The 25,134-nt window shown below is 42.1% G+C and carries 28 protein-coding genes; 5 read left to right on the top strand and 23 right to left on the bottom strand.

Translation table 11 applies throughout. The features are described 5' to 3' along the window. Position 1: 1 nt before the first annotated feature. The 11 genes from STYK_RS01495 to STYK_RS01445 form a co-directional block, all read right to left on the bottom strand. Entirely contained in the window at positions 2-664 is a 663-nt protein-coding gene (locus tag STYK_RS01495) for a thiamine diphosphokinase (protein ID WP_261805106.1), read from the bottom strand. After that, on the bottom strand, positions 627-1,283 hold the full coding sequence (gene rpe, locus STYK_RS01490) for a ribulose-phosphate 3-epimerase (RefSeq protein ID WP_261082067.1): 657 nt from the start codon (positions 1,281-1,283) through the stop codon (positions 627-629). The genes STYK_RS01495 and rpe overlap by 38 nt, the downstream gene beginning before the upstream one ends. Positions 1,284-1,293: 10 nt before the next feature. Then, a complete protein-coding gene (rsgA, locus tag STYK_RS01485; RefSeq protein WP_261082070.1) occupies positions 1,294-2,172 on the bottom strand; it encodes a ribosome small subunit-dependent GTPase A in 879 nt (292 codons plus the stop codon). A 1-nt stretch (position 2,173) separates the two neighbouring features. After that, entirely contained in the window at positions 2,174-3,046 is an 873-nt protein-coding gene (gene rsmA / locus STYK_RS01480; RefSeq protein ID WP_004255823.1) for a 16S rRNA (adenine(1518)-N(6)/adenine(1519)-N(6))-dimethyltransferase RsmA, read from the bottom strand. 130 nt (positions 3,047-3,176) lie between these two features. Next, the gene (locus STYK_RS01475; protein ID WP_000333263.1) at positions 3,177-3,485 is read right to left on the bottom strand and encodes a hypothetical protein; all 309 of its coding nucleotides are present in this window, start codon (positions 3,483-3,485) and stop codon (positions 3,177-3,179) included. Next, positions 3,478-4,119 (bottom strand): ABC transporter ATP-binding protein, encoded by a 642-nt coding sequence (locus tag STYK_RS01470; RefSeq protein ID WP_084887451.1) that lies wholly within the window; start codon positions 4,117-4,119, stop codon positions 3,478-3,480. The genes STYK_RS01475 and STYK_RS01470 overlap by 8 nt, the downstream gene beginning before the upstream one ends. A gap of 1 nt (position 4,120) precedes the next feature. Then, positions 4,121-6,151, bottom strand: coding sequence for a bacteriocin-associated integral membrane family protein (locus STYK_RS01465; RefSeq protein WP_000825283.1), 2,031 nt, complete (start codon positions 6,149-6,151; stop codon positions 4,121-4,123). 76 nt (positions 6,152-6,227) lie between these two features. Next, entirely contained in the window at positions 6,228-6,524 is a 297-nt protein-coding gene (locus tag STYK_RS01460; RefSeq protein WP_000815396.1) for a lactococcin 972 family bacteriocin, read from the bottom strand. 446 nt (positions 6,525-6,970) lie between these two features. After that, positions 6,971-7,882: a helix-turn-helix domain-containing protein gene (locus STYK_RS01455; protein ID WP_000904842.1), complete on the bottom strand. Its 912-nt coding sequence runs from the start codon at positions 7,880-7,882 to the stop codon at positions 6,971-6,973. Positions 7,883-7,953: 71 nt separating this feature from the next. Then, the gene (gene rnmV / locus STYK_RS01450; RefSeq protein WP_049543702.1) at positions 7,954-8,514 is read right to left on the bottom strand and encodes a ribonuclease M5; all 561 of its coding nucleotides are present in this window, start codon (positions 8,512-8,514) and stop codon (positions 7,954-7,956) included. After that, on the bottom strand, positions 8,514-9,287 hold the full coding sequence (locus STYK_RS01445) for a TatD family hydrolase (protein WP_049543701.1): 774 nt from the start codon (positions 9,285-9,287) through the stop codon (positions 8,514-8,516). The genes rnmV and STYK_RS01445 overlap by 1 nt, the downstream gene beginning before the upstream one ends. 157 nt (positions 9,288-9,444) lie before the next feature. Here STYK_RS01445 and STYK_RS01440 point away from each other — a divergent pair, with 157 nt between their 5' ends. Together STYK_RS01440 and STYK_RS01435 are read left to right on the top strand one after the other, a co-directional pair. Beyond that, positions 9,445-11,289 carry an APC family permease gene (locus tag STYK_RS01440; RefSeq protein ID WP_261187521.1) on the top strand — a complete coding sequence of 615 codons (1,845 nt, stop codon included), beginning with the start codon at positions 9,445-9,447 and terminating at the stop codon, positions 11,287-11,289. 74 nt (positions 11,290-11,363) lie between these two features. After that, entirely contained in the window at positions 11,364-11,555 is a 192-nt protein-coding gene (locus STYK_RS01435) for a hypothetical protein (protein WP_020903077.1), read from the top strand. 22 nt (positions 11,556-11,577) lie between these two features. Here the strand turns inward: STYK_RS01435 and STYK_RS01430 are convergent, their stop codons facing one another. The 4 genes from STYK_RS01430 to STYK_RS01415 form a co-directional block, all read right to left on the bottom strand. Beyond that, positions 11,578-13,542, bottom strand: a complete 1,965-nt coding sequence (locus tag STYK_RS01430; RefSeq protein WP_261805105.1) for a peptide ABC transporter substrate-binding protein — start codon at positions 13,540-13,542, stop codon at positions 11,578-11,580. Between the two features lie 136 nt (positions 13,543-13,678). Continuing rightward, a complete protein-coding gene (rpmH, locus tag STYK_RS01425) occupies positions 13,679-13,813 on the bottom strand; it encodes a 50S ribosomal protein L34 (protein WP_000831905.1) in 135 nt (44 codons plus the stop codon). Between the two features lie 144 nt (positions 13,814-13,957). Then, positions 13,958-15,172 (bottom strand): pyridoxal phosphate-dependent aminotransferase, encoded by a 1,215-nt coding sequence (locus STYK_RS01420; RefSeq protein ID WP_261805104.1) that lies wholly within the window; start codon positions 15,170-15,172, stop codon positions 13,958-13,960. Between the two features lie 156 nt (positions 15,173-15,328). Next, positions 15,329-15,622, bottom strand: coding sequence for a hypothetical protein (locus STYK_RS01415; RefSeq protein ID WP_173226009.1), 294 nt, complete (start codon positions 15,620-15,622; stop codon positions 15,329-15,331). Positions 15,623-15,782: 160 nt separating this feature from the next. Here STYK_RS01415 and STYK_RS01410 point away from each other — a divergent pair, with 160 nt between their 5' ends. Next, positions 15,783-16,235, top strand: a complete 453-nt coding sequence (locus STYK_RS01410; RefSeq protein ID WP_173226007.1) for a universal stress protein — start codon at positions 15,783-15,785, stop codon at positions 16,233-16,235. Between the two features lie 72 nt (positions 16,236-16,307). Here the strand turns inward: STYK_RS01410 and STYK_RS01405 are convergent, their stop codons facing one another. Then, the gene (locus STYK_RS01405) at positions 16,308-16,430 is read right to left on the bottom strand and encodes a hypothetical protein (RefSeq protein ID WP_031222600.1); all 123 of its coding nucleotides are present in this window, start codon (positions 16,428-16,430) and stop codon (positions 16,308-16,310) included. Beyond that, on the bottom strand, positions 16,427-17,818 hold the full coding sequence (locus STYK_RS01400) for a Cof-type HAD-IIB family hydrolase (protein ID WP_173226005.1): 1,392 nt from the start codon (positions 17,816-17,818) through the stop codon (positions 16,427-16,429). Before STYK_RS01400 ends, STYK_RS01405 begins: the two co-directional genes overlap by 4 nt. 65 nt (positions 17,819-17,883) lie before the next feature. Between STYK_RS01400 and STYK_RS01395 the strand changes: the two genes are divergently transcribed. Beyond that, a complete protein-coding gene (locus STYK_RS01395) occupies positions 17,884-18,846 on the top strand; it encodes an asparaginase (protein ID WP_261805103.1) in 963 nt (320 codons plus the stop codon). Positions 18,847-18,899: 53 nt separating this feature from the next. Here STYK_RS01395 and ccpA read toward each other — a convergent pair whose 3' ends face one another. Beyond that, positions 18,900-19,910 (bottom strand): catabolite control protein A, encoded by a 1,011-nt coding sequence (gene ccpA, locus STYK_RS01390; RefSeq protein WP_261805102.1) that lies wholly within the window; start codon positions 19,908-19,910, stop codon positions 18,900-18,902. Positions 19,911-20,145: 235 nt separating this feature from the next. On the opposite strand from ccpA, the gene STYK_RS01385 reads away from it, so the two are divergent. After that, on the top strand, positions 20,146-20,463 hold the full coding sequence (locus STYK_RS01385; protein ID WP_000886035.1) for a DUF960 domain-containing protein: 318 nt from the start codon (positions 20,146-20,148) through the stop codon (positions 20,461-20,463). A gap of 44 nt (positions 20,464-20,507) precedes the next feature. On the opposite strand, the gene folK is transcribed toward STYK_RS01385, so the two are convergent. The 5 genes from folK to STYK_RS01360 form a co-directional block, all read right to left on the bottom strand. Continuing rightward, entirely contained in the window at positions 20,508-21,320 is an 813-nt protein-coding gene (gene folK, locus STYK_RS01380; protein WP_261805101.1) for a 2-amino-4-hydroxy-6-hydroxymethyldihydropteridine diphosphokinase, read from the bottom strand. 158 nt (positions 21,321-21,478) lie between these two features. Further along, entirely contained in the window at positions 21,479-22,033 is a 555-nt protein-coding gene (gene folE, locus STYK_RS01375; RefSeq protein WP_084923161.1) for a GTP cyclohydrolase I FolE, read from the bottom strand. Next, a complete protein-coding gene (locus STYK_RS01370) occupies positions 22,014-23,336 on the bottom strand; it encodes a bifunctional folylpolyglutamate synthase/dihydrofolate synthase (RefSeq protein ID WP_084923163.1) in 1,323 nt (440 codons plus the stop codon). Before STYK_RS01370 ends, folE begins: the two co-directional genes overlap by 20 nt. A gap of 1 nt (position 23,337) precedes the next feature. Next, positions 23,338-24,318: a dihydropteroate synthase gene (gene folP, locus STYK_RS01365; RefSeq protein ID WP_261805100.1), complete on the bottom strand. Its 981-nt coding sequence runs from the start codon at positions 24,316-24,318 to the stop codon at positions 23,338-23,340. 93 nt (positions 24,319-24,411) lie between these two features. Further along, a complete protein-coding gene (locus tag STYK_RS01360) occupies positions 24,412-25,119 on the bottom strand; it encodes a CPBP family intramembrane glutamic endopeptidase (RefSeq protein ID WP_049499884.1) in 708 nt (235 codons plus the stop codon). Between the last annotated feature and the right edge of the window lie 15 nt (positions 25,120-25,134).

Below are 25,134 nucleotides of genomic sequence, written 5' to 3'. Positions count from 1 at the left end.
CCTACCTCCTGTCCTTACTATGCAGCACGACCACATAGCCATCTGGGCAAGTCACCAACACTTCCCTATCTATATATTCGTTAGAAGCGTACACTTTTTTAAAGAAAAAATTCTCCTCTGTCAACTCATACTTGACTCCGAGAATGGTAAGCTGGCTATCCCGAACTGGCATAAAGGCTAGATAGTCGTAGTCTAAACGGGGTTCTAGCTGACTGGTCCCTTCTGGACAATAGGCAATCAAATTTTGCCCATCCTCAATTTCTATTTGACGCATATATGGTGCCAACTTGGGATTGCTAGGCAGAAAGACATTGGCCAACATATGGTCAATACGACCACCCAAGGCACCGAAAATAGTGACCTGAGCCTGAGGATTGTTCTTAAAGATGGTCAAGAGAGCCAGTTCCAAATCGGTATCATCCTTTTCTGGTCGGGCTTGGACAAAATGTTGGGCACTTTTTTGAATCACCTGTCGCTCTTCTGCAGTGACAGAATCAAAATCTCCAACCGCTAGAGCAAGAGGAAGGTTTTCTTCCAAGACCCAGAGCGAGCCCCGATCCACACCAACAAAGCAATCAAAGTCCGTCCGATAATGACCACGGTCTCCGCCTGCAAAAACGGCAACCTTAGTCCAGTTGTTTTCTGAGAGTTTGTACTCGCTCATTGACATCTCCCTTAAAGACATAGGAACCTGCTACAAAAACGGTCGCACCAGCTTCTTTGGCTTGGGCAATAGTTTGATCATCAATCCCGCCATCCACTTCGATTTCAAAGTTCAAGCCTTTTTCATCACGAAAAGCAACCAACTCACGGACTTTATCCATGGTCTCTGGTAGAAAGGCTTGCCCACCAAAACCTGGATTAACCGTCATGACTAAAACTTGGTCAACTAGATAAAGTACGTGCTTGACGGCTTCAACTGGTGTGCCAGGATTGATAACGACTGAAGGCTTAACACCGAGTGAACGAATTTTTTGGAGGGCACCATGAATATGGGGCGTTGCTTCCACATGGATGCTGATGATATCCGCTCCCGCACGCGCAAAGTCTTCTAAATGATGCTCTGGATTAGCTACCATCAAGTGGCAGTCAAAGACCATCTTGCTATGAGGTCGAAGAGCTTCGACCACACCTGCACCAAAACTGATTTGTGGTACAAAGTGACCATCCATGATATCGATATGGGCATATTCTGCACCAGTTGCTTCTAGACGTTTGATTTCACGCTCAAAGTTGGCATAATCTGCTGCCAGAATTGACGGAGCAATCTTGTATTGAGACATAGGTTTCTCCTTATTTTGGAATTTTTTTGCTGACTTTTTTATAGGTTTCTCTGCGATTTTCAATCTCACTGAGGAATTGCAGGTAGTTGTCAAAACGGAAGGACGCAATGATACCCTCTTCTACTGCCGGCTTCACTGCACAGGACGGCTCATGGGTATGGGTACAAGTGCGGAATTTGCAGTTTCGGCTGACACTAGCAATCTCTGGAAAGGCCTGATTGAGGTCTTCCGCCGTTGACACTTCATAGTCCAAGGATGAAAAACCTGGTGTGTCGGCGATTTTACCTCCATTGAGATTATAAAAACTAACTGCTCGAGTAGTGTGGCGCCCGCGACCCAGACTGTCTGAAATTTCTCCTGTTTCAAGATTGAGGTCTGGTGCGATTTTATTGAGAAGAGTTGACTTCCCAACACCTGTCTGCCCCATAAAGACTGTAACCTTGCCTGTTAACAAGGGCAAAAGTTCTTCTTTACTGGTCACAAAGTCATAGCCGATATCACCATAGGTCTGTTGGTAAAAATCCAGTTCCCCTCTATCTTCCAGTAGGTCCATTTTGGAAATATAAACGATGGGATGGATGTCCTTGTGCTCCAAAAGAACCAAGAAACGATCCAGCAAATTGCTGTTAAAATCAGGTTCCTTGACTGACATGATTACTACAGCTTGGTCAATATTGACAATGGGCGGACGGACCAAGCTGTTTTTCCGTTCGTGAATTTTGAGGATATAACCTTCTGAATTTTCCTCGGCAGAGAAATCTACCCAATCCCCAACGTAAGGTGTATGGCCTTTTTTACGGAAATTCCCACGCGCGCGTGTCTGATAAACCTGACCCTCACTCTCCACATAGTAGAAACCTGCCAAGGCTTTAATGATTTGTCCCTGCATCTTAGAGTCCTTGCCCTTTAAGTGCATCTGCTAGACTGGCGAATTCTGCCAAGCTGAGAGCTTCCCCACGCACACTTGGTGACAAGCCCGCTTGATCCAAGGCCTTGGTCAATTTATCCTTGACTTCTTCAGTCTTGCCAAAGTAGCCCGTCAAGTTGTTCCACAAGGTCTTACGGCGATGGGTGAAACTAGCCTTGGAAACCTTAAAGAAGAAGTTCTCGTCTTCCACTGCTACGGCTGGCTCTGGACGACGCACCATTTTCAAAATAGCTGAATCCACATTTGGCGCTGGCACAAAGACTGTACGCGGCACGATAAAGGCAACCTTGGCTGTCATGTAGTACTGAACCGCAATCGACAAGCTACCGTAAGCCTTGGTGTTAGGTTGGGCTGAAATGCGATCCGCCACTTCTTTTTGCATCATGACCACAAACTCACTAAAAGGAATGCCACTTTCGATCAAGTGCATAAGAATAGGCGTCGTGATATAGTAAGGCAAGTTAGCTACTACCTTGATTGGCAGGTCAGGATTTTTGAAATTCTGGATATGTTGCGCCAAATCAACTTTGAGAATGTCCTCGTTAACCACTGTTACATTGTCAAAATCACGAAGAGTATCTGCCAAAATCGGTACCAAACGGTGGTCAATCTCAAAGGCCATGACTTGAGCTGCACGCTCAGCCAAAAATTCTGTCAAGGCACCAATCCCTGGCCCGATTTCAATAACATTGACCTGGTCATCAATTTCAGCCGTATCCACAATTTTTTGAAGGATATTAGTATCCGTCAAGAAATTTTGCCCGAAAGACTTTTTAAAGGTAAAACCGTGACGCTCCAGCACTGCCTTGGTCACGCTATAATCTGCAATTCTCATCTATTCTCTTTTCTATTATCTGTTACTACTATTGTAACACATTCCCCTTGTATTTTGGGGGTGAAAATCATACCAAAAAACTATCTTTCCTCGTGAAGAAAGATAGTCTTGGAAATCTTTAAAGGGGGACTTAGCGCTTCTCGCGAAACATACGTTCGAAAAAATCAGCTTCTTGATAACTTCGATTTTCGGGTAGGGTCAAATCTACATCCTCCTCCACATCATCCACTGTCAGTTCAACCGTTTGAGGTAAATTTTTCAAACGATAATGCTTTTGCCTTTGCCCTTCAATGCTAGCAAAATCAAGCAAATAGCCATTCACTCGGATTTGAACCAAAAGGAGATGATTGGTCATATTTTCCATGATGAGAATATCTTCTAAACCACCTCTGGCACTAGGATAATCAGATACCCTGCGAATACGGATTTTTTCACACATGAGCAAGCTCCCTCATATCAATGATTTCATCAGCCTTATTCCAGACTAGGGGATTATGGGTCGCAATGATGATCATTCGATTTTCATCTTTCAATCCCACCAAGAGATTCATAACCTCCTCTGAATTTTCAGGATCAAGAGCTGCTGTTGGTTCATCTGCCAAAATCAAGGGTGGATTTTTCAAAATAGTCTTCGCAAGGGCAACTCGTTGGGCCTCTCCCCCAGATAAAGTATAAATTTTTTGTTCTAGATCCAAATACCCTAGATTAACCTTTTCTAAAGCCTCCACTTGCCTTTCCAAACGTTCTACTTTTGAAATTTTTTGACCAACAAAGCCCAAATCCAAATTCTCTTTGATTGATTGGTTTTCTAAGAGTCCAAAATTTTGAAAGAGATAGCCCATCTGGTCTCGAAAATACTCACGAGTGGGAATGGTTTTTAAATCTTTCCCCTGATAGAGAACCCTTCCACCATCTATCTTTTCTAGCTTTCCTAAGATATTAAGCAAAGTCGTCTTTCCGCTTCCACTCTTTCCGATTAAGGCATAAACCTTGCCCTTCTCCAACTTGAGATTTAAACCAGAGAAAATCGCGCGGTCATTAAACTTCTTTTCCAATTCTTGAATATCAATCATCTTATTTTCCTTTCAATACTGCCATGCTACCAGCTTCTTCCTTTTTATCCTGCCTTACTAAAATCAAGAGGGCGTTAAGAGTAAATAAAGCTACAACTAGAGCGCTAATCAAGCTATCTCCTGTCAAAACACTAGATAGGATTAGCCCAAGTAAGAGAACTCCTCCTTGCGCCAGTAAGTACTTGCCATGAAGCTCATAGATTGTCATACCAGAAAGACGTTTAATCATGATCTCCCGTCTAAACTGCTCAAAATAGAGAAGATTCATGGAATCAAATAACAAGATAGCCGTAGATAGAGTCAAAATAGTCCCAATAAGGAGAGAGTAGAACTCCATCCGTTTGTCATTTAGTACCTTGGCAAAAAATAGCTGGCTTTTTACCAAATAAGAGACCTTGTGATACAGACCTTGCTCTTTTAGAGCTGTGATGCTGTCTTGATATTGATCTAATTTCAAGGCACTATTAGCCGTAGTTCCCCATAACATCCCTGCAACAGGTCTTGTTCCAGTCGCTTGCGGCGTTAAAACTACAATAATCGGATCTTTTAGGTACTGGCGTGTCGTCTTGTACCCATCGTTATAGAGGAAGCGTTCCTGTCCTGTTTCTGTAAAAGCTAGCGTTACCTGTGGGAGGTAGTGTTTCTGACTCGTCACTTCTACACTTTCAGATGAAAAGTTTTGCAGGTAATCTGTAAATAATCCTTGATAGTAGGCAGACTGCTCTCGCAAGCTCTCAGGCAAGATCAGCCCAAACTCTCCCTCAGACAAGTTTTGCATCTTATCCATAAACTCTGAAGAAACGGTAATCTTTTCTTCTATCAGATAGCGCGGTGAGACATAGATGACATTCCCTGACGGTGTGTAGTCATTGAGACGATTGCCATCTAGGTCCACTTCTGCTCCATCTGAGAAATTGTCAACATTGCTCATAATATAAAAAGAGTCTGTATTGGCTAACCGTTCTTCAGTAAATGTCTGCCACTCACGATTATCCTTACGCATTCCTTCTTCATCGGCAAATGCACTAGACCAACCAAAGGATAGACGGTAACGGTCTGAGGACTGGCTCCATTTATCGCTAGCTCTCTCCATTTCCTGCATTTCACGGTAGTGGGGTAGGAGAGCAGTCGCACTCGAGCCGACCACCAGCACGGCCAAGAGTTGCCCCACCATCATCAATGTCATCATACGTTTGAGAGGGAGTTTCCCTTTCAATAGATCCACCAGACTATTTTCTTGTAAACCAAGTAGATACACGATACTTAATAAGGTAGAAATCCCTACCAAGGCCAATCCATAAAGCAAAAGACCAATGATGACCAGTTGTACCGTTGCCATAAACAAGGCACCTTGATACCAGAGAATCCCCAATCCCAAAAGACTGGATACCAGCACTGAGCAGATAAGCTGTCTCACATCTTCTAACACTGGTCTGAGAGCCACTCCAAACAAGCTCTCACCAGCTATTAAGCGAATCCCTGCTTGACGAAGGGACTTGATCCGATAAATCAGGGTCAGACTCATAAAGGTCAGCAGAAAAATAGCTAGACTCAGTAGCCCCATAGGGGTGGCCGCCAATAATAAGACTATCGAAAATGGATCTTCTCCATTCGAAACAAAGCCTTGATAACCAAGTTCTTTCAAGGTGGTCTGTAAACTCACTCCATCCAAACTTCCTGACACAATCAAGTAAGACCCTAATAAATCACTCGTTTCTGAACTCTCCTTGGAGGAAATGGTCAGACCTTCTGGAAGCTCTCCCTCACCATAAGTGGCATAGATAAAGCGTGTTTCTCCAGCTTCATTTGGCTCAACAATCCGACGGGCGATGAGACTATTATGCTCTACCGCCAAGTGACTCAAAGCCTCTGTCACCTCTTCGCGACTAGCTACTGGTTGATTTATCACCATTCCTGTCACATCAACAGAAGGATAGTTACCAAATAAAATCTCTTCTCGATGGTCAACGGAAGTTATCACCATATAAAGCGATACCAATACCATTGAAATCAAAATAAATAAACGTTTCATCATTTCCTCCAAAAAGTTACTTGGTCACTTAGTGAGAAGGTGACCAAGTAAAGCTAAACAATAGGGCTATACCATTCTAAACATTATAGTAGAATGCAACTTTCTCTCCCCAAGAAGTACGAATCCATGCACGAGAAGTCCCTCCAGCACCAGCATATCCCTTATCAGATGAACCAGTTTTTCTACTAACAACTGTTGAGCTATGATATTCTGAAGAGTGATAGTAGTTTGAGTAAGCACCTCCGTCACCTGAACCATACGTCCAGACACCACCATCTGGATACTTAACCGCGGCCGATACTACTGCTACACTTCCACCTAATGTTGCTGCAATGCTCGCTACAAGGGCTAATTTTTTAACTGTTTGTTTCATATTGATACTCCTCTATTTTTTATTTTATCATAAATATTTATTATATATTGTCCATTTTCTATTCAAGTAAAACTAAGTCCTGGATCATAGACCTTTTCAAAGCAACACCTCATGGTATCCTCTCCTTATTTTTCTAATTTAGTCTATCAAGTTGTATTTATTATATGTTATGAATAAATTTTTTGAGACTAAGTAGACATAACTAAATTTTATTTAAACCACCAAGTAACTAAATAAAATAAACTAAAAAAGTTCATACTGTAATCTCCTTTCACATTTTTATTAATTATAAATTATTCTTAAATAAACTCAAAGGACATCAATGTCCTTAAAATAGAACCATTTCGTGTCATTTTTAGCTTATATATAAAAAACAGTCCTAAAGACGAACTTTAGAACTATTTCAATACTAGAACAAGGACATTTTTGTCACTGATTCACTATGTTTATAAATATTTTTTTAAATCTTCTTGCCATTGTTTCTCCAACATAGTAACTAAATAAGAATTTTCTATTATATCAGCAAATAGCTTCGATTTCTGATAGAACTGTTCGGCAGAAACATAATCATTGTTTATTATTAGAGATAATTTCCACTCCAACATTAATATAATTGGTTTCTTCTGAAAATCTTGTGTTTTTTCCATTATATGATTAAGGCTAAAGATATAAGCTCCGAGTGAATCATAAGACGACAAATTATCCAAACAGGCTAGACCCGAAAACAAAGTGTTACTTAAAGCAAACAGATATTCTGGTGCAATTAATTCTACATGATTTGTCAAACGAACTAAAAACGAATGAATTCTGTTAATTTCTTCAATCTGATTTTGACCTTGTTTTATCTTTGTAAGCACTATAGCAAAATATAAGTTGATAACTTCTAATTCATTTATCAAAAACAATTCCTTATCATAAATTGTTTTAAAATAATCGTCCAGTACGGTTTCCCCATATTCTGGTCGTCCGCTTCGAATAACATCTATCGTTGCTCTAGTAGCTTCAAACCATATTTTTTCCTCATTAGGAAGTTGCTCATAAAATAAATCCTCTATCTCTTCCAAACACGCTTCCTTCTTATCATACTCCTCTTCTTTACCATAGATTGGTTCACGTAAAATTTGGTATTTCAATTCTAAATAAGCAGGAGGAAGAGCTGAAAAATCCGGCATAAGGCTATAAGCTGGAACTCCTAGCCGGCGAGCAATATAGTCTAACTTGGGCAAACTTGGTTGCGAAGCTCCACTTTCAATTCGCGACAGTTGACGAACTGTCAGTTCTTGCTCATCTCCACAAAAATCTGGACGACTAATTCCTTTTTCTATCCGAATCTCTTTAATTTTTTGACCAATTAACATTAGACGCCTCCTCTTCTACCTGCTTCGAAAAATACTGTGAAACTTAAAAAATTGTAACGGCTACATCTTTCCTACTCATAAGATTTCATAGCTTCTTCCACTTCCGCCAAGGTGACCCCAAACAACTCTAGGCGTTTGAGGAGTTGCTTGCCGTTGGAATAGCCGATTCGGAGAGCCTCTCCTAGATATTCTCTGCGCTTACGGCTGTCTGACCCTGCTAGAAAACCAAGGCGAATCAAGTCGCTACGACTGATGTCAAACTGACTCTCATGTTCAAATTGTTCTGTCACCTGAGCTAGAGCCGTTTTCAAATCTTCATAGCTGGCATGCTCAATTCCCAGAGAACGCCCCTTGGTTTTGGACTTGGGAACAGCTTCATCTCGTTTGAGGAAGGCATGCTGAACCGTTGGAATGGCCGTCATGATCATGCGCCGAATCCGCTCCCCATTAAAATCTGGGTCTGTAAAGACAATGACTCCATGACGTTGGTGCAAGCGCTGAATCCGCTCTATATCCTGATCATTGATGGCAGAACCTCGGGTCTCATAGGTCTCTACATCGAAGTAACGTTTGAGATTGGCCGTATCATCGCGCCCTTCGACCACGATAACTTGAGAAATTTTTTCTTTCATTATTTGCTATCCAATCCAAAAATTCGCTCCGCATTTGCAGTTGTTACCGCCGCTAGCTCTTCTGCCGTCATGCCACGCAAGTCAGCGATAAAGTCCACTACATAGCGAGTGTAGGCTGTTTTATTTTCACGACCACGTTTAGGAACAGGAGCCAAGTAGGGAGCATCCGTTTCCACCAAAATCTTGTCCAAAGGTAACTCTTTAGCTGCTTCTTGGATGTCAGTTGCCTTCTTGAAAGTCACCACTCCTGAGAAGGAAATGGTCATACCAAGCTCGACAAACTTCTCTGCCCACTCAAGCGTCCCTGAAAATGAATGCATGATACCACCTCGAGGACCAACGCCCTCGCTCTTGATAATCTCATAGGTATCTTCCAACGCATCACGGGTATGAACTACAAAAGGCAAATCCAAGTCCTTAGATAACTGAATCTGACGGCGAAAAACCTGCTCCTGCACCTCTTTTGGCGCTGTCATCCAATGGTAATCCAAACCAATCTCACCCAAGGCAACTACCTTTGGATGCTTGAGCTTATCAAGCAAGTAGGCTTCAATCTCCTCCGTGTAAGTCCCCGCTTCTGTCGGATGCCAACCAATAGTCGCGTAGAGTTGGTCGTACTCATCCACCAACTCCAAAGCACGCTCAATCGTCGGTTTATCAAAACCAACAATATTCATCTGTGTCACACCCATCTCAGCAGCCAAGGTAATTTCTTCTGCCTCACGACCTGCAAATTCTTCTACATTCAAGTGTGTATGTGTATCAAAAATCATCTCTTCTAACCTCGTTTTCTATCTACTATTATAGCAAAAAAACTGACCTCTCTCCTCATCTGTACAAAATATTCTAAAATCCATCGTCCTCTCTTGACGCTATTTTCCCAAAGCAGTATAATAGCACTTATTGAAATTTTCAGAAAAGGAAAATACCATGTTTACAAAATTAAAACAGACTTTTATCGGTCGTCCTCTTAAATCCTTAACAGAAGGCGAGGGAGGTCTGCTGGGAAAAATGCAGGCCTTGGCCATGTTGTCAAGCGACGCTCTATCTTCCATTGCCTATGGGCCTGAGCAAGTAGTCCTCGTCTTGGCTAGTCTCTCTCCTCTTGCGATATGGTGGAGCCTTCCTATCGGCCTCTTTGTCCTCCTGCTCCTATCTAGCCTGACCGTCTCCTACCGTCAAATCATCCATGCCTACCCTCAAGGGGGAGGGGCCTATATGGTTACTCGAGAAAATCTATCTCCCGAACTTGGCTTAATCGCTGGAGGTAGTCTGCTAGTTGACTACATGCTGACCGTAGCGGTATCTGTTGCATCTGGAGCCGATGCTATCACAGCAGCTCTCCCTGCTCTACACCCTTACAACCTCCACATTTCCATTTTTCTAGTTTGCTTGCTTATGCTCTTGAATTTACGGGGCTTAAAAGAATCTGCCAGTTCACTGATGATTCCTGTCTATCTCTTTATCATCAGTACTGTCTTTCTCTTGCTCTACGGAATCTTTCAACTAATGACAGGGTCTCTCAGCTATCAGGCAACTTCACCTATTGGGCATGCTGCTCCGAGCCTGTCTATCGTTCTCATTCTAAGAGCCTTTACCAGCGGCTCTGCCTCTCTGACAGGAGTTGAAGCTATTTCAAATGCCGTTCCCTTTTTCAAGGCTCCGAAAGAAAAGAATGCCGCTCAGACCTTGACCATCATGGCCTTGATTTTAGGTTTTCTTTTTGCAGGCATTACCTTCCTAAACTACTGGATGGGGATTATGCCTCAACACGGAGAAACTATTCTTTCACAGATGGCTCAAGGCATCCTTGGTAATTCCTTCTTAGGTCACCTTGGCTATTATATCTTCCAATTCTCCACAGCCTTGATTTTGGCCGTAGCTGCAAATACTGGCTTTTCGGCCTTCCCTATGCTGGCTTACAATATGGCTAAAAACAAATACATGCCCCATCTCTTTATGGAAAAAGGAGATCGCCTAGGCTACTCTAATGGAATTTTAACTCTGGCATTTGGGGCTATGATTCTTCTTCTCATTTTTAATGGCAATACCGAACGTTTGATTCCCCTTTATACTATCGGGGTCTTCGTTCCCTTTGCCCTTTCTCAGACTGGGATGATTCGCCATTGGAAAAAAGAAAAAGGGGTAAATTTCTTAAAACCTGCTCTTGCTAATATCATCGGGGCAATCATTTGCTACGCCATTGTGCTAATCCTGCTCTTTTTCCGTCTCAGTGATATCTGGCCTTTCTTCCCGATTATTCTCGTACTCACCCTACTCTTCTTGGCAATTCACAGTCATTACCAAAAAGTAGCCCAACAACTGCGACTCTATGAAGGAATCGAAAAACGTACTTACGATGGCAATCTGGTTCTGGTCCTAGTAGGAAATGTCACCCGAGTCAGCGTCGGAGCCATTAACTACGCTCAAAGTATCGGTGACGAAGTCCTAGCCATGCATATTTCTACCAAGGAAACCGCAGAAAAAGATCAAGAAATTCTCCAAGAATTTGCCGATTACTTCCCAACCATTACTCTAAAAAACATCAAGACCAGCTACCGCGACATCATCACCCCTACTGTCAAGTATGTCAAACGGATTTCCGAGGAAGCTCAGAAAAAGAACTATACAGTCACTGTCCTCGTCCCCCAGTTTATCCCTAATAAACCTTGGCAAAATATCCTGCACAATCAGATGAGTCTCAAACTCAAATATGCTCTTCGTTGGCACCAAGACGTCGTTGTCGCTAGCTACTCTTATCACTTAAAAGAATAAAGAAAAGGCCCTACCAGAACCAATAAGCGTCTGGTAAGGCCTTTTTCTGAATCCAGTCACTATGCTTATACTCAATGAAAATCAAAGAGCAAACTAGGAAGCTAGCCGCAGGCTGCTCAAAGCACTGCTTTGAGGTCGTAGATGAAACTGACGAAGTCAGCTCAAAACACTGTTTTGAGGTTGCAGATAGAACTGACGAAGTCAGTAACCATATATACGGTAAGGCAACGCTGACGTGGTTTGAAGAGATTTTCGAAGAGTATTAACTGAAAAGCATGACTAGGAATATCATTGAATGTGGTTAGCTAAATCTTCCTGAGCTTTTTTATTTGACTCAGCTTTTTCTTTCAGCCATTTTTCATAGAGTTCTTGGTACTGTTTAGCAGTGACTGGCTCTTTTTGCAATTCAACATATTTGTAGTTGTCCGCATTTCCCTTATGACCAACGAATGAGAATGGTCCTGTAAACGGTACAGTCTTACGGAAGATTGGGTTAGCTCCACCACTTTGAACTGGTAGGAAGAGGGCACTATCTGTCAACCAAGCTTGGGCTTCAGCATATTTTTCATAGCGAGCTTGAGTATCTGTGATTTCCGCATCAGCCTGATCCAAGAGTTTCTTGTAGTCAGCAAGACCAATCTTGTCCTTGACTTCCTTGTCTTTTCCTTCAGACAAGCCCATGTTTTTCAACTGAGAGCCTGTCTCTGGATCAAGGATCGCTAGGTAAGTCTTAGGATCTGAGTAGTCTCCTCCCCATCCTGAGATGTCGATATCGTAGTCTTTTTGTTCTGCTGTATCTGCAAAGTAAGTTGCCTGGTCTTTTTCATCCGGAGAAAGTTGGATAACATCGATAACCACATTCTCCTTACCAAGGGTTTCTTCCACTGTTTGTTTGAAAGATCCAGCCTGTTGCACATCCAACTTAGCAGTCTGGTCAACTGGCATATCCAAATGAATTGGGAAGGTTACTCCCTGTGCTTGCAGGCTTTCTTTGGCCTTCGCAAATTTCTCTTTGGCCTTGTCAGGGTTCAAGAAGGCTTGCTTACCATCGTTTAGGTTAATATTTGCCCAATCTTTACCGTAGTTGACAATTTTTTCATTGACAATGTCACCAAAGTTCTTATCACCAACTTGGACAAAGTTACTTGGTGTAACCGTGTTACGCAAGATACGGTCTGCTCCATCTTCACCATTTGTCTGCGCTGCATAAGCATGACGGTCAAAGGCAAAGTTGATAGCCTGACGGAAATCTTTATTTTGCATGGCTGCGCGTGAATCTGTCTTTTCCTTATCAGACTGTTTCATAGTCTGCTTGTAGCTTTGACGATTGACGTTGAAAAGATAATAGAAAGTAACTGAGTTTTGTGGTGTATAGGTAATCTTGTCCTCATTTCCCTTCTTAAGCTCAGCAAAGACTGAACTTGTTGGGAAGATACGACCATCTGTATAGTTACCATCCAAGAAACCTCTAGCAATGCTATCTTGGTCAGATCCGTCAAAGAAAGAGAGCTTCACTTTCTCGATTTTAACATTGTCCTTATCCCAGTAATTAGGATTTTTATCAAATTCAATCAAAGATTTGGATGTGAAGGACTTAAACAAGTAAGGACCATTTGACAAGATACTTGATGGTGTCACACTTCCAAAGTCATCTCCCTTAGACTTCAAGAAGGCTTCATTTACAGGACTAAGAATACTTGCTGTTGTTTTAGAGTTCCAATAAGTTTCAGGTTGGATGAGGGTGTATTGTAGTGTGTAATCATCCACTGCCTTAACACCAACAGTTCCAAAATCAGATGTTCTCCCTTCAACATAGTCTGCTAGACCCTTGATAGAGTCTTGTACCAAGTACAAGTTTTCAGCCTTTTTATCAGCCGCATACTTGAGACCAGTCACAAAGTCATGAGCCGTTACATCTGCATACTCTTCTCCTTCAGAAGTGTACCATTTAGCCCCCTGACGGATTTTATAAGTGTAGGTCAAACCATCTTTTGACACTGTCCATGACTCAGCCATAGATGGGATGAGATTACCATACTGGTCATTTTCCAACAACCCATCAATCAAGTTGGTTGTGATACTAGATGTTGAGTCTCGTGTAGAGGTAATATAATCCAAGGTATCTGGGTTGCTAACAAAGATATAAGAGTAAGTCTTGTCTGCATTACTTGATTGGGAAGACCCACATGCCGCTAGAGCTAGACCTGCTGTCAAAGCCATAGCTCCAAAAAGCATAACTTTTGATTTCTTCATGATTATTCTCCATTTTTACAGTATGTGAAATATTATACACTATTTGAGCAAAAATATAAAGCCTTTTTAACTTTTTTACAAAAATAAAAATCAGTAGACTCGAGTTCCTACTGATTTTTGTTATAGTTCGTTTGGTTTATGCAGCCAAAACTTTGCGTCCTTTACGACGACGAGCTGCCAATACGCGACGACCGTTTTTAGTTGACATACGGTTACGGAATCCGTGTTTGCGCGCACGACGAAGTTTACTTGGTTGATAAGTACGTTTCACGATGAATACCTCCTCATAGATTTTGTATTCGTTTAGCCGGCTATAAAGTGATCAGTTACTAAACATACTTTACTATTCTATCTGATTCTTTCACTTTTGTCAATAGCTCTAGGCAAATGTTTCCAGCTTTTTCGAATGTAAGCCCTATCTACGATACTGTTTCAAGAAACGAGTCATTTTTTCTTGGATTTGGGCTAGTTCATCAACACGAGGAAGGTAAACGATACGGAAGTGGTCTGGTTCCTGCCAGTTAAAGCCTCGACCATGAACCAAGAGAACCTTTTCCTGCTTCAAGAAATCAAGGACAAACTGCTCATCATCATCGATGCGGTACATATTGCGGTCGATTTTAGGGAAGATATAGAGTCCAGCCTTGGGTTTAACAGCAGATAAACCTGGAATCTCTTGGATAGCATTGTAAATGAAATTTCTTTGCTCGTAAATTCGTCCACCAGGAAGGAGCAATTCATCAACTGATTGGTGACCACCCAAGGAAGTTTGTACGACCTGTTGGGCCAAAACGTTAGAGCAAAGGCGCATATTGGACAGCATATTGAGTCCTTCGATATAGCCCTTAACATGTGTCTTAGGTCCAGACAAGACCATCCAACCCACACGGAAACCAGCGATACGATGGGATTTTGACAGACCATTCATGCTAACACAGAAGACATCTGGTGCCAAGCTCGCCACAGGCGTATGCACATGTCCATCCATGACCATACGGTCATAGATTTCATCCGCAAAGATAATCAAATCGTTTTGACGGGCAGTCTCAATAATCTCCAACAAGAGTTCCTTAGGATAAAGGGCTCCAGTTGGGTTGTTTGGATTGATAAGGACGATTGCCTTGGTGTTGGAAGTGATTTTTGACTTGATATCGTCAATATCTGGGTACCATTCTGCAGCTTCATCACAGATATAGTGAACAGCATTTCCTCCAGCTAGACTGACAGCGGCCGTCCATAGAGGATAGTCTGGCATTGGCACTAAGACCTCATCCCCATTGTCCAAAAGCCCCTGCATGGACATGACAATCAGCTCACTGACACCATTTCCAAGGTAAATATCATCAATATCTACATTTGGGAATTTCTTCAATTGGCAATACTGCATGATGGCCTTACGGGCTGAGAAAATCCCTTTTGAGTCAGAATACCCTTCACTATCACGCGCATTCATAATCAAGTCATGAATGACCTCGTCTGGCGCTGTAAAGCCAAATTCTGCTGGATTTCCTGTATTCAGACGTAAAATCTTTTCTCCGTTTGCTCGCATCCGCATGGCTTCTTCCAAAACAGGACCACGGATATCATAAGCAACATGCTCTAACTTACTAGACTTGTTATATTCTTTCATCTTGTTTCCTCAATTCATCGAGATAGTAACATTATACCACTAGAAAGACAATGCGACAAGTTTACTGAAATGTGTTACTAAAATCCTACAGAAGAAAAACCTCACTAAAAGCGAGGTCAAGACAGGGGAAATAGCAGGAATTTTGCCAAAGACAGATCACATACCAAAAGATAAACCTAGAAAAAGCAAGCCTAAAAAGGAGTCATAAAGAAGATTGAACATGAGGAAAAGCCCCCATATCGTCAAGTAATCCCAACGCCCACTTCGTTTTGCAACCAGGAATAAAATTAGATGGTAGAGTACATGAAAGACTAAAAATCCGATAAACCCTGGATAAAGAAACGGTACCAGACTCTCTAATTGCCAGATCATAATCACTTCTACCAAGACTGAAACTAGGATAATTCCATAATAAAGGAAATTTGATTTTTGAAAAGAGTTTTTCATCATTCTCCCTCCCTTCACTTGTTTCCTGCTATCCTTTCTTTTATTTTATCATATATTATATAGATTTTAAGCACTAACATTCTTTTGAAAAATACTTTTTTTGCTTTACTTCTATAGTGAAAAGGTTTACAATAATAGTAAGAAAATTTCAGGAGGTTTCATTATGGCACAACGTTACCAAAATATTATGGTCGCAATCGATGGTTCTAAGGAAGCGGACTTGGCTTTTATCAAGGGAGTTCATTCTGCTCTACGAAACAACGCTAAACTCACCATCGCCCATGTCATTGACACACGCGCTCTCCAAAGCGTATCCACCTTTGATGCTGAAGTTTACGAACAACTCCAAGTCGACGCTGAAAGTCTGATGAAAGAGTACGAAAAGCGTGCTAAAGATGCTGGTGTGGCAGATGTTCATATCGTCATTGAAATGGGAAATCCAAAGACCCTACTGGCACGTACTATTCCCGATGCTGAAGAAGTGGACCTCATCCTCGTTGGCGCAACTGGTCTCAACGCCTTTGAACGCCTCTTGGTCGGTTCTTCATCTGAATACATTCTCCGCCATGCTAAGGTCGATTTGCTGGTTGTGAGAGAACAAGAAAAAACTTTGTAATCACGAAGAAAAGGAGCCCCTAGCTCCTTTTTGTTTACTATTTATACTCTTCGAAAATCTCTTCAAACCACGTCAACTTCCATCTGCAACCTCAAAAACATGTTTTGAGCTGACTTCGTCAGTCTTATCTACAACCTCAAAGCAGTGTTTTGAGCAGCCTGCGGCTAGTTTCCTAGTTTGCTCTTTGATTTTCATTGAGTATTATTTCTCTCTTTATGGCGTTCGTAAGCCTTGAGCTGACGCTGCAGTTCCTTTTTAATAGCAGGTTCTGGGGCATATTTTTCTTCCCAATCATCTGGTTTTAAGATTTTGTGGGTCACTGGATCAAAATGAGCCTTGCCATCTGGAAAAATTTTCCCCATATTAGCCTGATGGACAATGTCAAAAATACGTTCTGGGTCCACCCCCATCAAGACAAAACTACCGTAGGTGAAGTAAAGTGTGTCAATCAAGGCATCCACTTGCCCTATCAAATCTTGCTGAGCAGGTGTCTTCTTGGCTACTTTATCTGCTGCCTTATCAAGAGCTTGATGAAGTTGCGATACAGCTTGACCAAAATCCTCTTCAGAAGGACTAGCAGCTCGAACAAACTCCACCAATTCTTCTATTTTAAAGCCAGCCCTATGGGTTGCACCTTCTAAATCCCAAGCTCGAGGTTCTTCTTGGGTCCGTTCATCCATCATGTGATGGAAGGTCTTGACCTTATTGAAATGATAGTCACGGCTGACAAAGACTTTTTCTGAGGCCAGAACACCAAAATGTTCCAAGGCCTTGTGGATTCCGTCTTGTTGATTGCTAGTGGTAATGTGCTTGGCAACTTCCTTGACACTGCTACTACCATTTCCCATAGCGACCGACATACCGACACCCGCCAGCATTTCTAGGTCGTTATCTGAGTCACCAAAGGCCATGACTTGGTTAAGATCAAAACCATATTCTTTCCCAACTCGTCTAATGCCTTCCAATTTAGAGTTTCCTTGATTGATAACATCCGCTGCAAAAGGATTGCTACGTGTCAATTTCAAGTCTTCAAAATCAGCTGCCGCCTTCTCAGACTCTTCTGGCGTCATCAGCATCAAAACTTGGTAGATAGGCTGATTCATCAGATGAAGCAGGTCTTCTTCCTTTTGGGGAACAACCTTGCTGACCATTCGATTAAAAGACTGACTCACTGTCCGAGTTAAAACAGAGGGAACGAAGCGACTGATTCGTTGGGAAAAAGTTCCCAGACCAAAAGACATGATTTTGGAACCTAACATGGCATCCTTAGTCCCTAGGGCAATCTCCTTGCCCTCTTTTTTAGCATACGTAATGAGATGGCGCAAATGTAACTTGGAAATTGGGCTCGTGAACAAGACTCTGTCTTTAGTAAAGATATACTGGCCATTGTAGGTTACCGCAAAATCCAGATCCAAATCGTCCATCAATTCCTTAACAAAAAAAGGTCCTCGCCCTGTCGCTACGCCGACTAGTACCCCTTGTTCTTTGACAATCTTAATCGCGTCCTTAGTGGATTTCAAAACACTCTTGCGATCGTTGACCAAGGTTCCATCGATATCAAAAAAAACAGCTTTGACTTCCATCCTATCCCAATCTCCCCTTTTGTGATACAATGATTATACCACATTTCAGAAAGAGTGAGTAAATCATGCCTAAGAAAATCCTTGTTTTACATACAGGTGGGACTATTTCCATGCAGGCCGATGCTTCTGGCGCTGTTGTGACGAGTTCAGATAATCCCATGAACCATGTGTCCAATCCCCTCGAAGGAATCCAAGTCCACGCCTTGGACTTTTTTAACCTGCCAAGCCCCCATATCAAGCCCAAGCATATGCTGGCCCTCTACAAAAAAATCAAAGAGGAAGCAGATAACTACGATGGAGTGGTAATCACACACGGAACCGATACTTTGGAAGAAACAGCCTATTTCCTTGATACCATGGAAGTTCCCCATATCCCCATCGTTCTAACAGGAGCCATGCGTAGCTCCAATGAACTCGGCAGTGACGGTGTTTATAACTATCTGAGTGCTTTACGGGTGGCTAGCGATGACAAGGCTGCTGACAAAGGAGTTTTGGTCGTTATGAACGATGAAATCCATGCTGCCAAATATGTCACCAAAACACATACGACCAACGTCGGCACCTTCCAGACCCCAACACATGGGCCACTTGGTCTGATTACGAAGCGGGAAATCCTCTACTTCAAAACAGCTGAACCTCGTGTTCGCTTTGACCTTGATCACATACAAGGATTGGTCCCTATCATCTCGGCTTATGCTGGTATGACAGATGAGCTGATTGATATGCTGGATTTGGAACAATTGGACGGTTTGATTATCCAAGCCTTCGGGGCTGGTAATGTTCCCAAAGAAACGGCTCAAAAATTAGAAAGCCTTCTGCAACAAGGAATCCCAGTCGCCCTTGTTTCACGATGCTTTAACGGTATTGCAGAACCTGTTTATGCCTACCAAGGTGGGGGCGTGCAGTTGCAAAAGGCAGGTGTCTTCTTTGTTAAAGAACTCAATGCCCAAAAAGCCCGCTTGAAACTCCTCATTGCCCTCAATGCCGGACTAACAGGACAGGCTTTGAAAGACTATATGGAAGGGTAAGTCTCTTCTCCAGAAAGCAAAATCAGGAAATCTGCACGATTCCCTGATTTTTTCTATTTACGTTTTCGTGTTGAGCGACGTTCTGTCAAACCATGAGGTAAGAGAACTTCACGTTCTTCCAACTCTTCCTTGTGCATAATCTTAGTCAACATACGCATACTAATGGCGCCAAGGTCATAAAGAGGTTGGGCAATAGTGGTCAAGTTTGGACGGGTAAAGCGTGAGACTTGTGAATCATCACTAGTAATGATTTCAAATTCTTCTGGTACTGACACACCCTTATCAGCAAGGCCGTTCAAGACACCTGCTGCCAATTCATCACCTGTTACAACTGCTGCAGTTGCGTTTGATGAAATCAAGCGTTCTGCCAAGGCATAGCCATCTTCATAAGTGTATTTAGACTCAAATACCAATCCTTCGCTATAAGAAATCCCTGCTTTTTTCAAGGCTTCCTTGTAGCCAACCAAACGAACCTTACCATTGATGTCATCCACTAATGGACCGCTAACGAAAGCAATGCGCTCATTTTCTTTAGCAAGGTAGGTCACTGCATCAATCGTTGCTTGTTTGTAGTCAATATTAACACTTGGAAGTTGGTACTCCACATCTACTGTTCCTGCAAGAACAACTGGTGTTCGAGAACGAGAAAACTCTGAACGAATTTTTTCAGTCAAGTGGTAGCCCATAAAGATGATACCATCCACTTGCTTAGAAAATAGTGTATTGACAACTGAAACTTCCTTGTCATCGTCCTCATCACTATTAGCAAGGACAATATTGTACTTGTACATTTCAGCGATATCATCAATTCCTTTGGCAAGCGTTGAGAAATAACCATTGGTAATATTTGGGATCACCACACCGACAGTGGTTGTCTTTTTACTTGCAAGACCACGCGCCACAGCATTTGGACGGTAATCCAAACGATCAATCACCTCAAGTACTTTTTTACGAGTATTCTCTTTTACATTCTTATTGCCGTTGACTACACGGCTAACCGTCGCCATTGAAACTCCTGCTTCACGGGCGACATCATAAATCGTTACTGTATCGTCTGTATTCATTCCATTTCCTTTCTATATCATACCTCACGAGACTCCAAAAAAGAGACGGTATGAAAATTTCATTTTCATGATTCCACTTATTCCATTTTATCACTATTTGTAAACACTTTCAAGCGTTTTTTGAAGATTATTTGAAAAAATTTCATAGGAAGCTATGTTTATGAAGAAAAAATCACCTTTTCTTGATTTTTAATCCTATTTGCTGTATGATAAGGGAAAGAAAGGGGGTAGAAATATGGCTTTTACCAATACCCACATGCGATCGGCTAGTTTTGGCATTGTTACCAGCTTGCCTGATGACGTTATTGACTCTTTTTGGTATATCATCGACCACTTCTTAAAAAATGTCTTTGAATTGGAAGAAGAACTTGAGTTTCAATTGCTCAATAACCAAGGAAAAATTACCTTCCACTTCTCAAGTCAACACCTCCCTACAGCCATTGATTTTGATTTTAACCATCCTTTTGACCCTCTTTATCCGCCAAGAGTACTTGTTTTAGACATGGATGGTAGAGAAACTATCCTCCTCCCAGAAGAAAATGACCTATTTTAAAAACTCTAGCCTTCAGTTACAAACGACTGAAAACTAGAGTTTTTCTATTTTTTCAAAGCATCATACAAGTTGCGGATAGGTTGATTTAATGTAGGATGGATAAAATGAGGCGCTATTTCTTGAAGTGATTCAAGAACAAAAAGGCGTTCTGCTATATAAGGATGAGGCAAGATGAGGTTGTCCGTATAAAGTATCTGATCCTCCACAAAGAGCAAGTCCAAATCAATCAAACGAGGTCCCCAATGCACTTCTCTCACCCGTCCCATCTCTGACTCAATGGCTAACAAGGTCTCTAATAGCACTGGGGCTGGTAGCCAGGTTTCCACCTCAACCACTTGATTAGCAAAGCTATCCTGCTCAACACCACCCCAAGGCTCCGTCGTCAAGACACTGGACTCTTTGAGAATATGGATACCTCGAGCTCGCATTTTCTCAATAGCTTGTTCCAAATTGGCTTGCTTATCCCCCATATTACTTCCTAGGGCGATAAAGGCTCGCTGTTTGCGGCGATGAATGATTACTGAGCAAGTATCTAGTGGCAAATGCACTGGCGCCCAAGGTTTTTTGAGTTCCAGCTTAATTTCTTGGACAAGAGGATAAGCATCAAAGGTACGTTCTACCAGCTTATAGGCTACCGTTTCAATCAAGTCCTCAGTTGTTTCCTGAAACCAAGTCGTCCACTGCTGACACAATTCTCCATAATGGACAGAAGCCGTTAAATCCAAGTCTGTAGCCGCCTTGGTCATATCATAGGAAAGGATGGCTGAAACGACAAACTTCTGCCCCAATTCCTTCTCACTAGGAAAAAGACCATGATAGGCAAAAATTTCCAAATCCTTAATCTGCAGTTGATCCATAACTTGTCCTTTCTAGAAAAATCCGCCCAAAGCGGATTCTTTTTATACTCAATGAAAATCAAAGTGCAAACTAGGAAGCTAGCCGCAGGCTGCTCAAAACACTGTTTTGAGGTTGCAGATGGAAGCTGACGTGGTTTGAATTTGATTTTCGAAGAGTATTATAGTCCCATTAAACGATAAGCCTGATTTCGGAGGTCCTTATCTGTTTCAAATAGACCACGAGCTACTGTCGTCAAGGTTGCAGTGCCTGGTTTTCTGACACCTCGCATGCTCATACACATATGTTCCGCCTCAATGACAACAAAGGCTCCTTTAGCATCTAGATAGTCCATCAAGGCGTCGGCCACTTCGATATTCAAACGTTCTTGAATTTGTGGTTTTTTCGAATAAACTTCAACCGTACGGGCTAGCTTAGACAAACCTGCTACACGGCCATCTGGAATGTAGGCAATATGTGCTTTCCCATAAAATGGTAGAAAGTGGTGTTCACACATAGTATGGAAAAAGATATCCTTTTCTACCACCATATTATCGTCAATAATCTCAAAGGATTTTGACAAATGTTCCTCCGCTGTTTGACCAAGACCTGAAAAAATCTCTTGGTACATACGAGCCACACGAGCAGGTGTTTCCTGCAAGCCCTCGCGGTTAGCGTCCTCTCCTACAGCTTCGATAATCATTTTTACAGCTGCTTCAATCTTTTGTGTATCCATTCTCGTTCTTCCTCTCCATCAGATAGGACCTCACTTGGCTCAAGAAATACAAGGAACCCGTGACAATCCTAACTGTTTTTTTCTCTTCTTTTTTATCTGTCAATTTCTGCTCTAGAAAATCCTGCCAACCTTGGTAGCTGAGATTTCTAGACCTAACTGCCTCTTTCAGCATGCTTTCATCAGTCGCCCGACTATCGTCAAAATGGGTCAAGGTAAGCTCGGTATCTGGTAGTGTCCCCAGCAAGTCCAACATATCCTCCAAGGCCTTGGTTTTGATACAGGTAAATAGGATTTCCTTATGATAATCTGCAAAACGTTCTTGCAAGGTTGCTAATAAAGCCTTAATAGCATGGGGATTGTGGGCTCCATCCAAAATCATCAAGGGATCTCTTGACACGATTTCCAAACGCCCTGGCCAACTTGTTTCTTCCAAAGCTTGAGCAAGCAAGTGATTGCTTGCTAGCTCTCGACCATCTTCTTGACAAAAAGTATCAAGTAAAGCTATGGCCATCCCAGCATTCTCTATCTGGTGCAAACCAAGCAGGCCAGTCTGGAAGCGACCTTGTCTGACAACACTTGTATAGTCAAAGACTTCACCCGTAACCACACTCTTTTGATGACTAACTTGATAATCTGCCCCATAGGCAATTCTCGGCGCATTTTTTGCTTCTGCAATAGAGTCAATCACAGCTAGCGCTTCTGGAGCAATGCAACCTGTTACCGAAGGAATACCTTGTTTGATAATACCAGCTTTATGCTCTGCTATGACTTCCAAGGTGTCACCAAGTAGGGCTACATGGTCCAATCCAATAGTCGTAATTCCTGTCAAAATGGGCTGACAGACATTGGTACTATCCAAAAGACCACCCATACCCACTTCTATGATAGCCACATCTACTTGCTCTGAGGCAAAGTAATCATAGGCTATAGCTGTAATTATTTCAAACTCAGTTGTCCCCTGCAAATTGGTAGCCGATTCCCCTTCCAACAAAGACTGATAGTCTGCCATGAGGGCTTCTAGTCTAGCTTCTGGGATAGATTCCCCATTGATGCTAATCTGATCTGTGTAATGAATGAGATAGGGCGAGCTGAAAACACCAACTCTCAGCCCTAGCTTTTCTAGCATATTTTTCAAAAAAGCAATGGTCGAACCCTTGCCATTGGTTCCTCCAATATGGATGACCTTGAGTTTGAGATGGGGATTGCCACGCAAAGCTAACAGTTCCACCATTCGTTCCAAGCCAAAATGCGGTTGATCCGTCCGGTAGTTAGCAATCCACTGATTATTTTCAAATTCTTTCATCTTATTTATATTGTTTTAAATCTAGATTTTCCGCTTCATCAGCCAGACGAATAGCGGAGGCAATTTCAACTGCCATCCTGTGACTAGCTACATCATGCACGCGCACCACTTCCACACCCTGTCTCGCAGCGATACTGGTTACATGAGCAGAGGCCGTGTCCCGATTGCGGAAACCATGTTCTGTCTCAGGATTGACTTCAAAACCATTCTCTTCTAGGATATTGATGACAAACCGCTTGCGCGACACTCCGAGAAAGATTGGATATCCTTTCTGATGTAGTTTATCCAGATCCCGTAAAAGAAGCAGATTTTCTTTCTTGGTCAGACCAAAGCCAATTCCTGGATCCAACAGGATATTTTCTTGTGCGATTCCAGCTTGATTCGCTCTCGCTAAGGCTCTGTCAAAGAAAGCCTCCATCAAGTCTTCGATTGGCAATTTTTCGAAGTCAGCTAACTCTTCCTCTGTAAAAGCTTGACCAAAACCAAAATGAGGAAATATGAGCGAGCTAGGATGCTGAGGTCGCGCCATGACTGGATTAAACATAATGACTACTTTCGCTCCAACCTTTGCTACCACATGGGCCATTTTTTCATCACCCATGAGACCAGTGATATCATTGACTAGATTGGCACCAGCAGCCAAAGCAGCTTCTGCTACTTGACTCTTCCAAGTATCAATAGAAATGAGGACATCACTTTCCTTGCGAATCGCTTTGATCACTGGAACAACACGCTGGATTTCCTCTTCTATCTCAACATAGCTACTGCTACTGCCCGGGCGAGTCGATTCTCCGCCGATATCTAGCATACTAGCCCCTTCTGCTATCAATTTACGAGCCTGCTGAAGTGCCTGCTCAAGAGCAAAAAATTGACCACCATCCGAAAAGGAATCCGGTGTTACATTGATAATTCCGCAAATAGCTGTCTTTGCATGATTGGCTTTACTTGACATATCGGTCACTCCCTCAAGGTTTTTCATCATATTATTTCTCTATTTTACCATAAAAAGAAAAAGATGGACACGATTGCATTCATCTTTTTCCCAGTAGAAACAAGTAAGCAATTGTCAAAAATCTTAAACAGATATCCCTAATGTCCGACTCAAAATCACCACGAGAGCCAACAAACAGAAAGCAACCCCATTCACAATCATGTGAAGTAAGATAGACATTTCCAAACGTTGGGTCTTGTAAGCCGTCCAAGATAGAACAATCGACATACCTCCATAAATCAATAAAGAAGGTAAATTACTTGGTTGATGCAATAAAGCAAACACAATCGTACCGACTACAAATCCCAAGTTCTCTTTTCCTCGGAAAATCTTTTTAGGAATAATCCCACGGCACAAGATTTCCTCACAAATCGGAGCAAGCAAGGCTAGTAAGAAGAAACTGGAAATCAGAGAACTATTCTGAACCATATCGTTAATCTGAGACTGGTTACTTGTTGTCGTCTCATTTGACAGTTGTAACAAGATAGAACCAAGTATATTTGACCCGATAATAACTAAATAACTCAAGCCCAAACGTGCCAAATCCTTCGCTCTAAAAAAAGAAAAATTAAAACTTGCTAATTGCGTTTTACGAGCTCCAAAAATAAATAGTGCCAAAACTACAATCGAAATACCAGCAACTATCAGTCCTGACTGCAACAGTGGTACTGCATTTAAAGTTAAAATAGCAGTAACCCCTATAGGAATCTGATATAAAATTGTCGCCAGCAAAAAGATTAACAGCCAACCTGCACGATTCAATAATTCTTTCCACATATTTTTCTCTTTCATCACCCATCTCCTTTA

Origin of the sequence: Streptococcus toyakuensis (assembly GCF_024346585.1) — a bacterium.
GTDB classification, from domain to species: Bacteria; Bacillota; Bacilli; order Lactobacillales; family Streptococcaceae; genus Streptococcus; species Streptococcus toyakuensis.
The sequence above is the reverse complement of the archived record's forward strand: the minus strand, read 5'-3'. Positions and strand labels throughout refer to the sequence as shown.

Coding starts and splice junctions, on each gene's coding strand:
- STYK_RS01495 (WP_261805106.1), bottom strand. CDS start 664: ATGAGCGAGTACAAACTCTCAGAAAACAACTGGACTAAGGTTGCCGTT.
- rpe (WP_261082067.1), bottom strand. CDS start 1,283: ATGTCTCAATACAAGATTGCTCCGTCAATTCTGGCAGCAGATTATGCC.
- rsgA (WP_261082070.1), bottom strand. CDS start 2,172: ATGCAGGGACAAATCATTAAAGCCTTGGCAGGTTTCTACTATGTGGAG.
- rsmA (WP_004255823.1), bottom strand. CDS start 3,046: ATGAGAATTGCAGATTATAGCGTGACCAAGGCAGTGCTGGAGCGTCAC.
- STYK_RS01475 (WP_000333263.1), bottom strand. CDS start 3,485: ATGTGTGAAAAAATCCGTATTCGCAGGGTATCTGATTATCCTAGTGCC.
- STYK_RS01470 (WP_084887451.1), bottom strand. CDS start 4,119: ATGATTGATATTCAAGAATTGGAAAAGAAGTTTAATGACCGCGCGATT.
- STYK_RS01465 (WP_000825283.1), bottom strand. CDS start 6,151: ATGAAACGTTTATTTATTTTGATTTCAATGGTATTGGTATCGCTTTAT.
- STYK_RS01460 (WP_000815396.1), bottom strand. CDS start 6,524: ATGAAACAAACAGTTAAAAAATTAGCCCTTGTAGCGAGCATTGCAGCA.
- STYK_RS01455 (WP_000904842.1), bottom strand. CDS start 7,882: ATGTTAATTGGTCAAAAAATTAAAGAGATTCGGATAGAAAAAGGAATT.
- rnmV (WP_049543702.1), bottom strand. CDS start 8,514: ATGAAAGAAAAAATTTCTCAAGTTATCGTGGTCGAAGGGCGCGATGAT.
- STYK_RS01445 (WP_049543701.1), bottom strand. CDS start 9,287: ATGATTTTTGATACACATACACACTTGAATGTAGAAGAATTTGCAGGT.
- STYK_RS01440 (WP_261187521.1), top strand. CDS start 9,445: ATGTTTACAAAATTAAAACAGACTTTTATCGGTCGTCCTCTTAAATCC.
- STYK_RS01435 (WP_020903077.1), top strand. CDS start 11,364: ATGAAAATCAAAGAGCAAACTAGGAAGCTAGCCGCAGGCTGCTCAAAG.
- STYK_RS01430 (WP_261805105.1), bottom strand. CDS start 13,542: ATGAAGAAATCAAAAGTTATGCTTTTTGGAGCTATGGCTTTGACAGCA.
- STYK_RS01420 (WP_261805104.1), bottom strand. CDS start 15,172: ATGAAAGAATATAACAAGTCTAGTAAGTTAGAGCATGTTGCTTATGAT.
- STYK_RS01415 (WP_173226009.1), bottom strand. CDS start 15,622: ATGATGAAAAACTCTTTTCAAAAATCAAATTTCCTTTATTATGGAATT.
- STYK_RS01410 (WP_173226007.1), top strand. CDS start 15,783: ATGGCACAACGTTACCAAAATATTATGGTCGCAATCGATGGTTCTAAG.
- STYK_RS01405 (WP_031222600.1), bottom strand. CDS start 16,430: ATGAAAATCAAAGAGCAAACTAGGAAACTAGCCGCAGGCTGCTCAAAA.
- STYK_RS01400 (WP_173226005.1), bottom strand. CDS start 17,818: ATGGAAGTCAAAGCTGTTTTTTTTGATATCGATGGAACCTTGGTCAAC.
- STYK_RS01395 (WP_261805103.1), top strand. CDS start 17,884: ATGCCTAAGAAAATCCTTGTTTTACATACAGGTGGGACTATTTCCATG.
- ccpA (WP_261805102.1), bottom strand. CDS start 19,910: ATGAATACAGACGATACAGTAACGATTTATGATGTCGCCCGTGAAGCA.
- STYK_RS01385 (WP_000886035.1), top strand. CDS start 20,146: ATGGCTTTTACCAATACCCACATGCGATCGGCTAGTTTTGGCATTGTT.
- folK (WP_261805101.1), bottom strand. CDS start 21,320: ATGGATCAACTGCAGATTAAGGATTTGGAAATTTTTGCCTATCATGGT.
- folE (WP_084923161.1), bottom strand. CDS start 22,033: ATGGATACACAAAAGATTGAAGCAGCTGTAAAAATGATTATCGAAGCT.
- STYK_RS01370 (WP_084923163.1), bottom strand. CDS start 23,336: ATGAAAGAATTTGAAAATAATCAGTGGATTGCTAACTACCGGACGGAT.
- folP (WP_261805100.1), bottom strand. CDS start 24,318: ATGATGAAAAACCTTGAGGGAGTGACCGATATGTCAAGTAAAGCCAAT.
- STYK_RS01360 (WP_049499884.1), bottom strand. CDS start 25,119: ATGAAAGAGAAAAATATGTGGAAAGAATTATTGAATCGTGCAGGTTGG.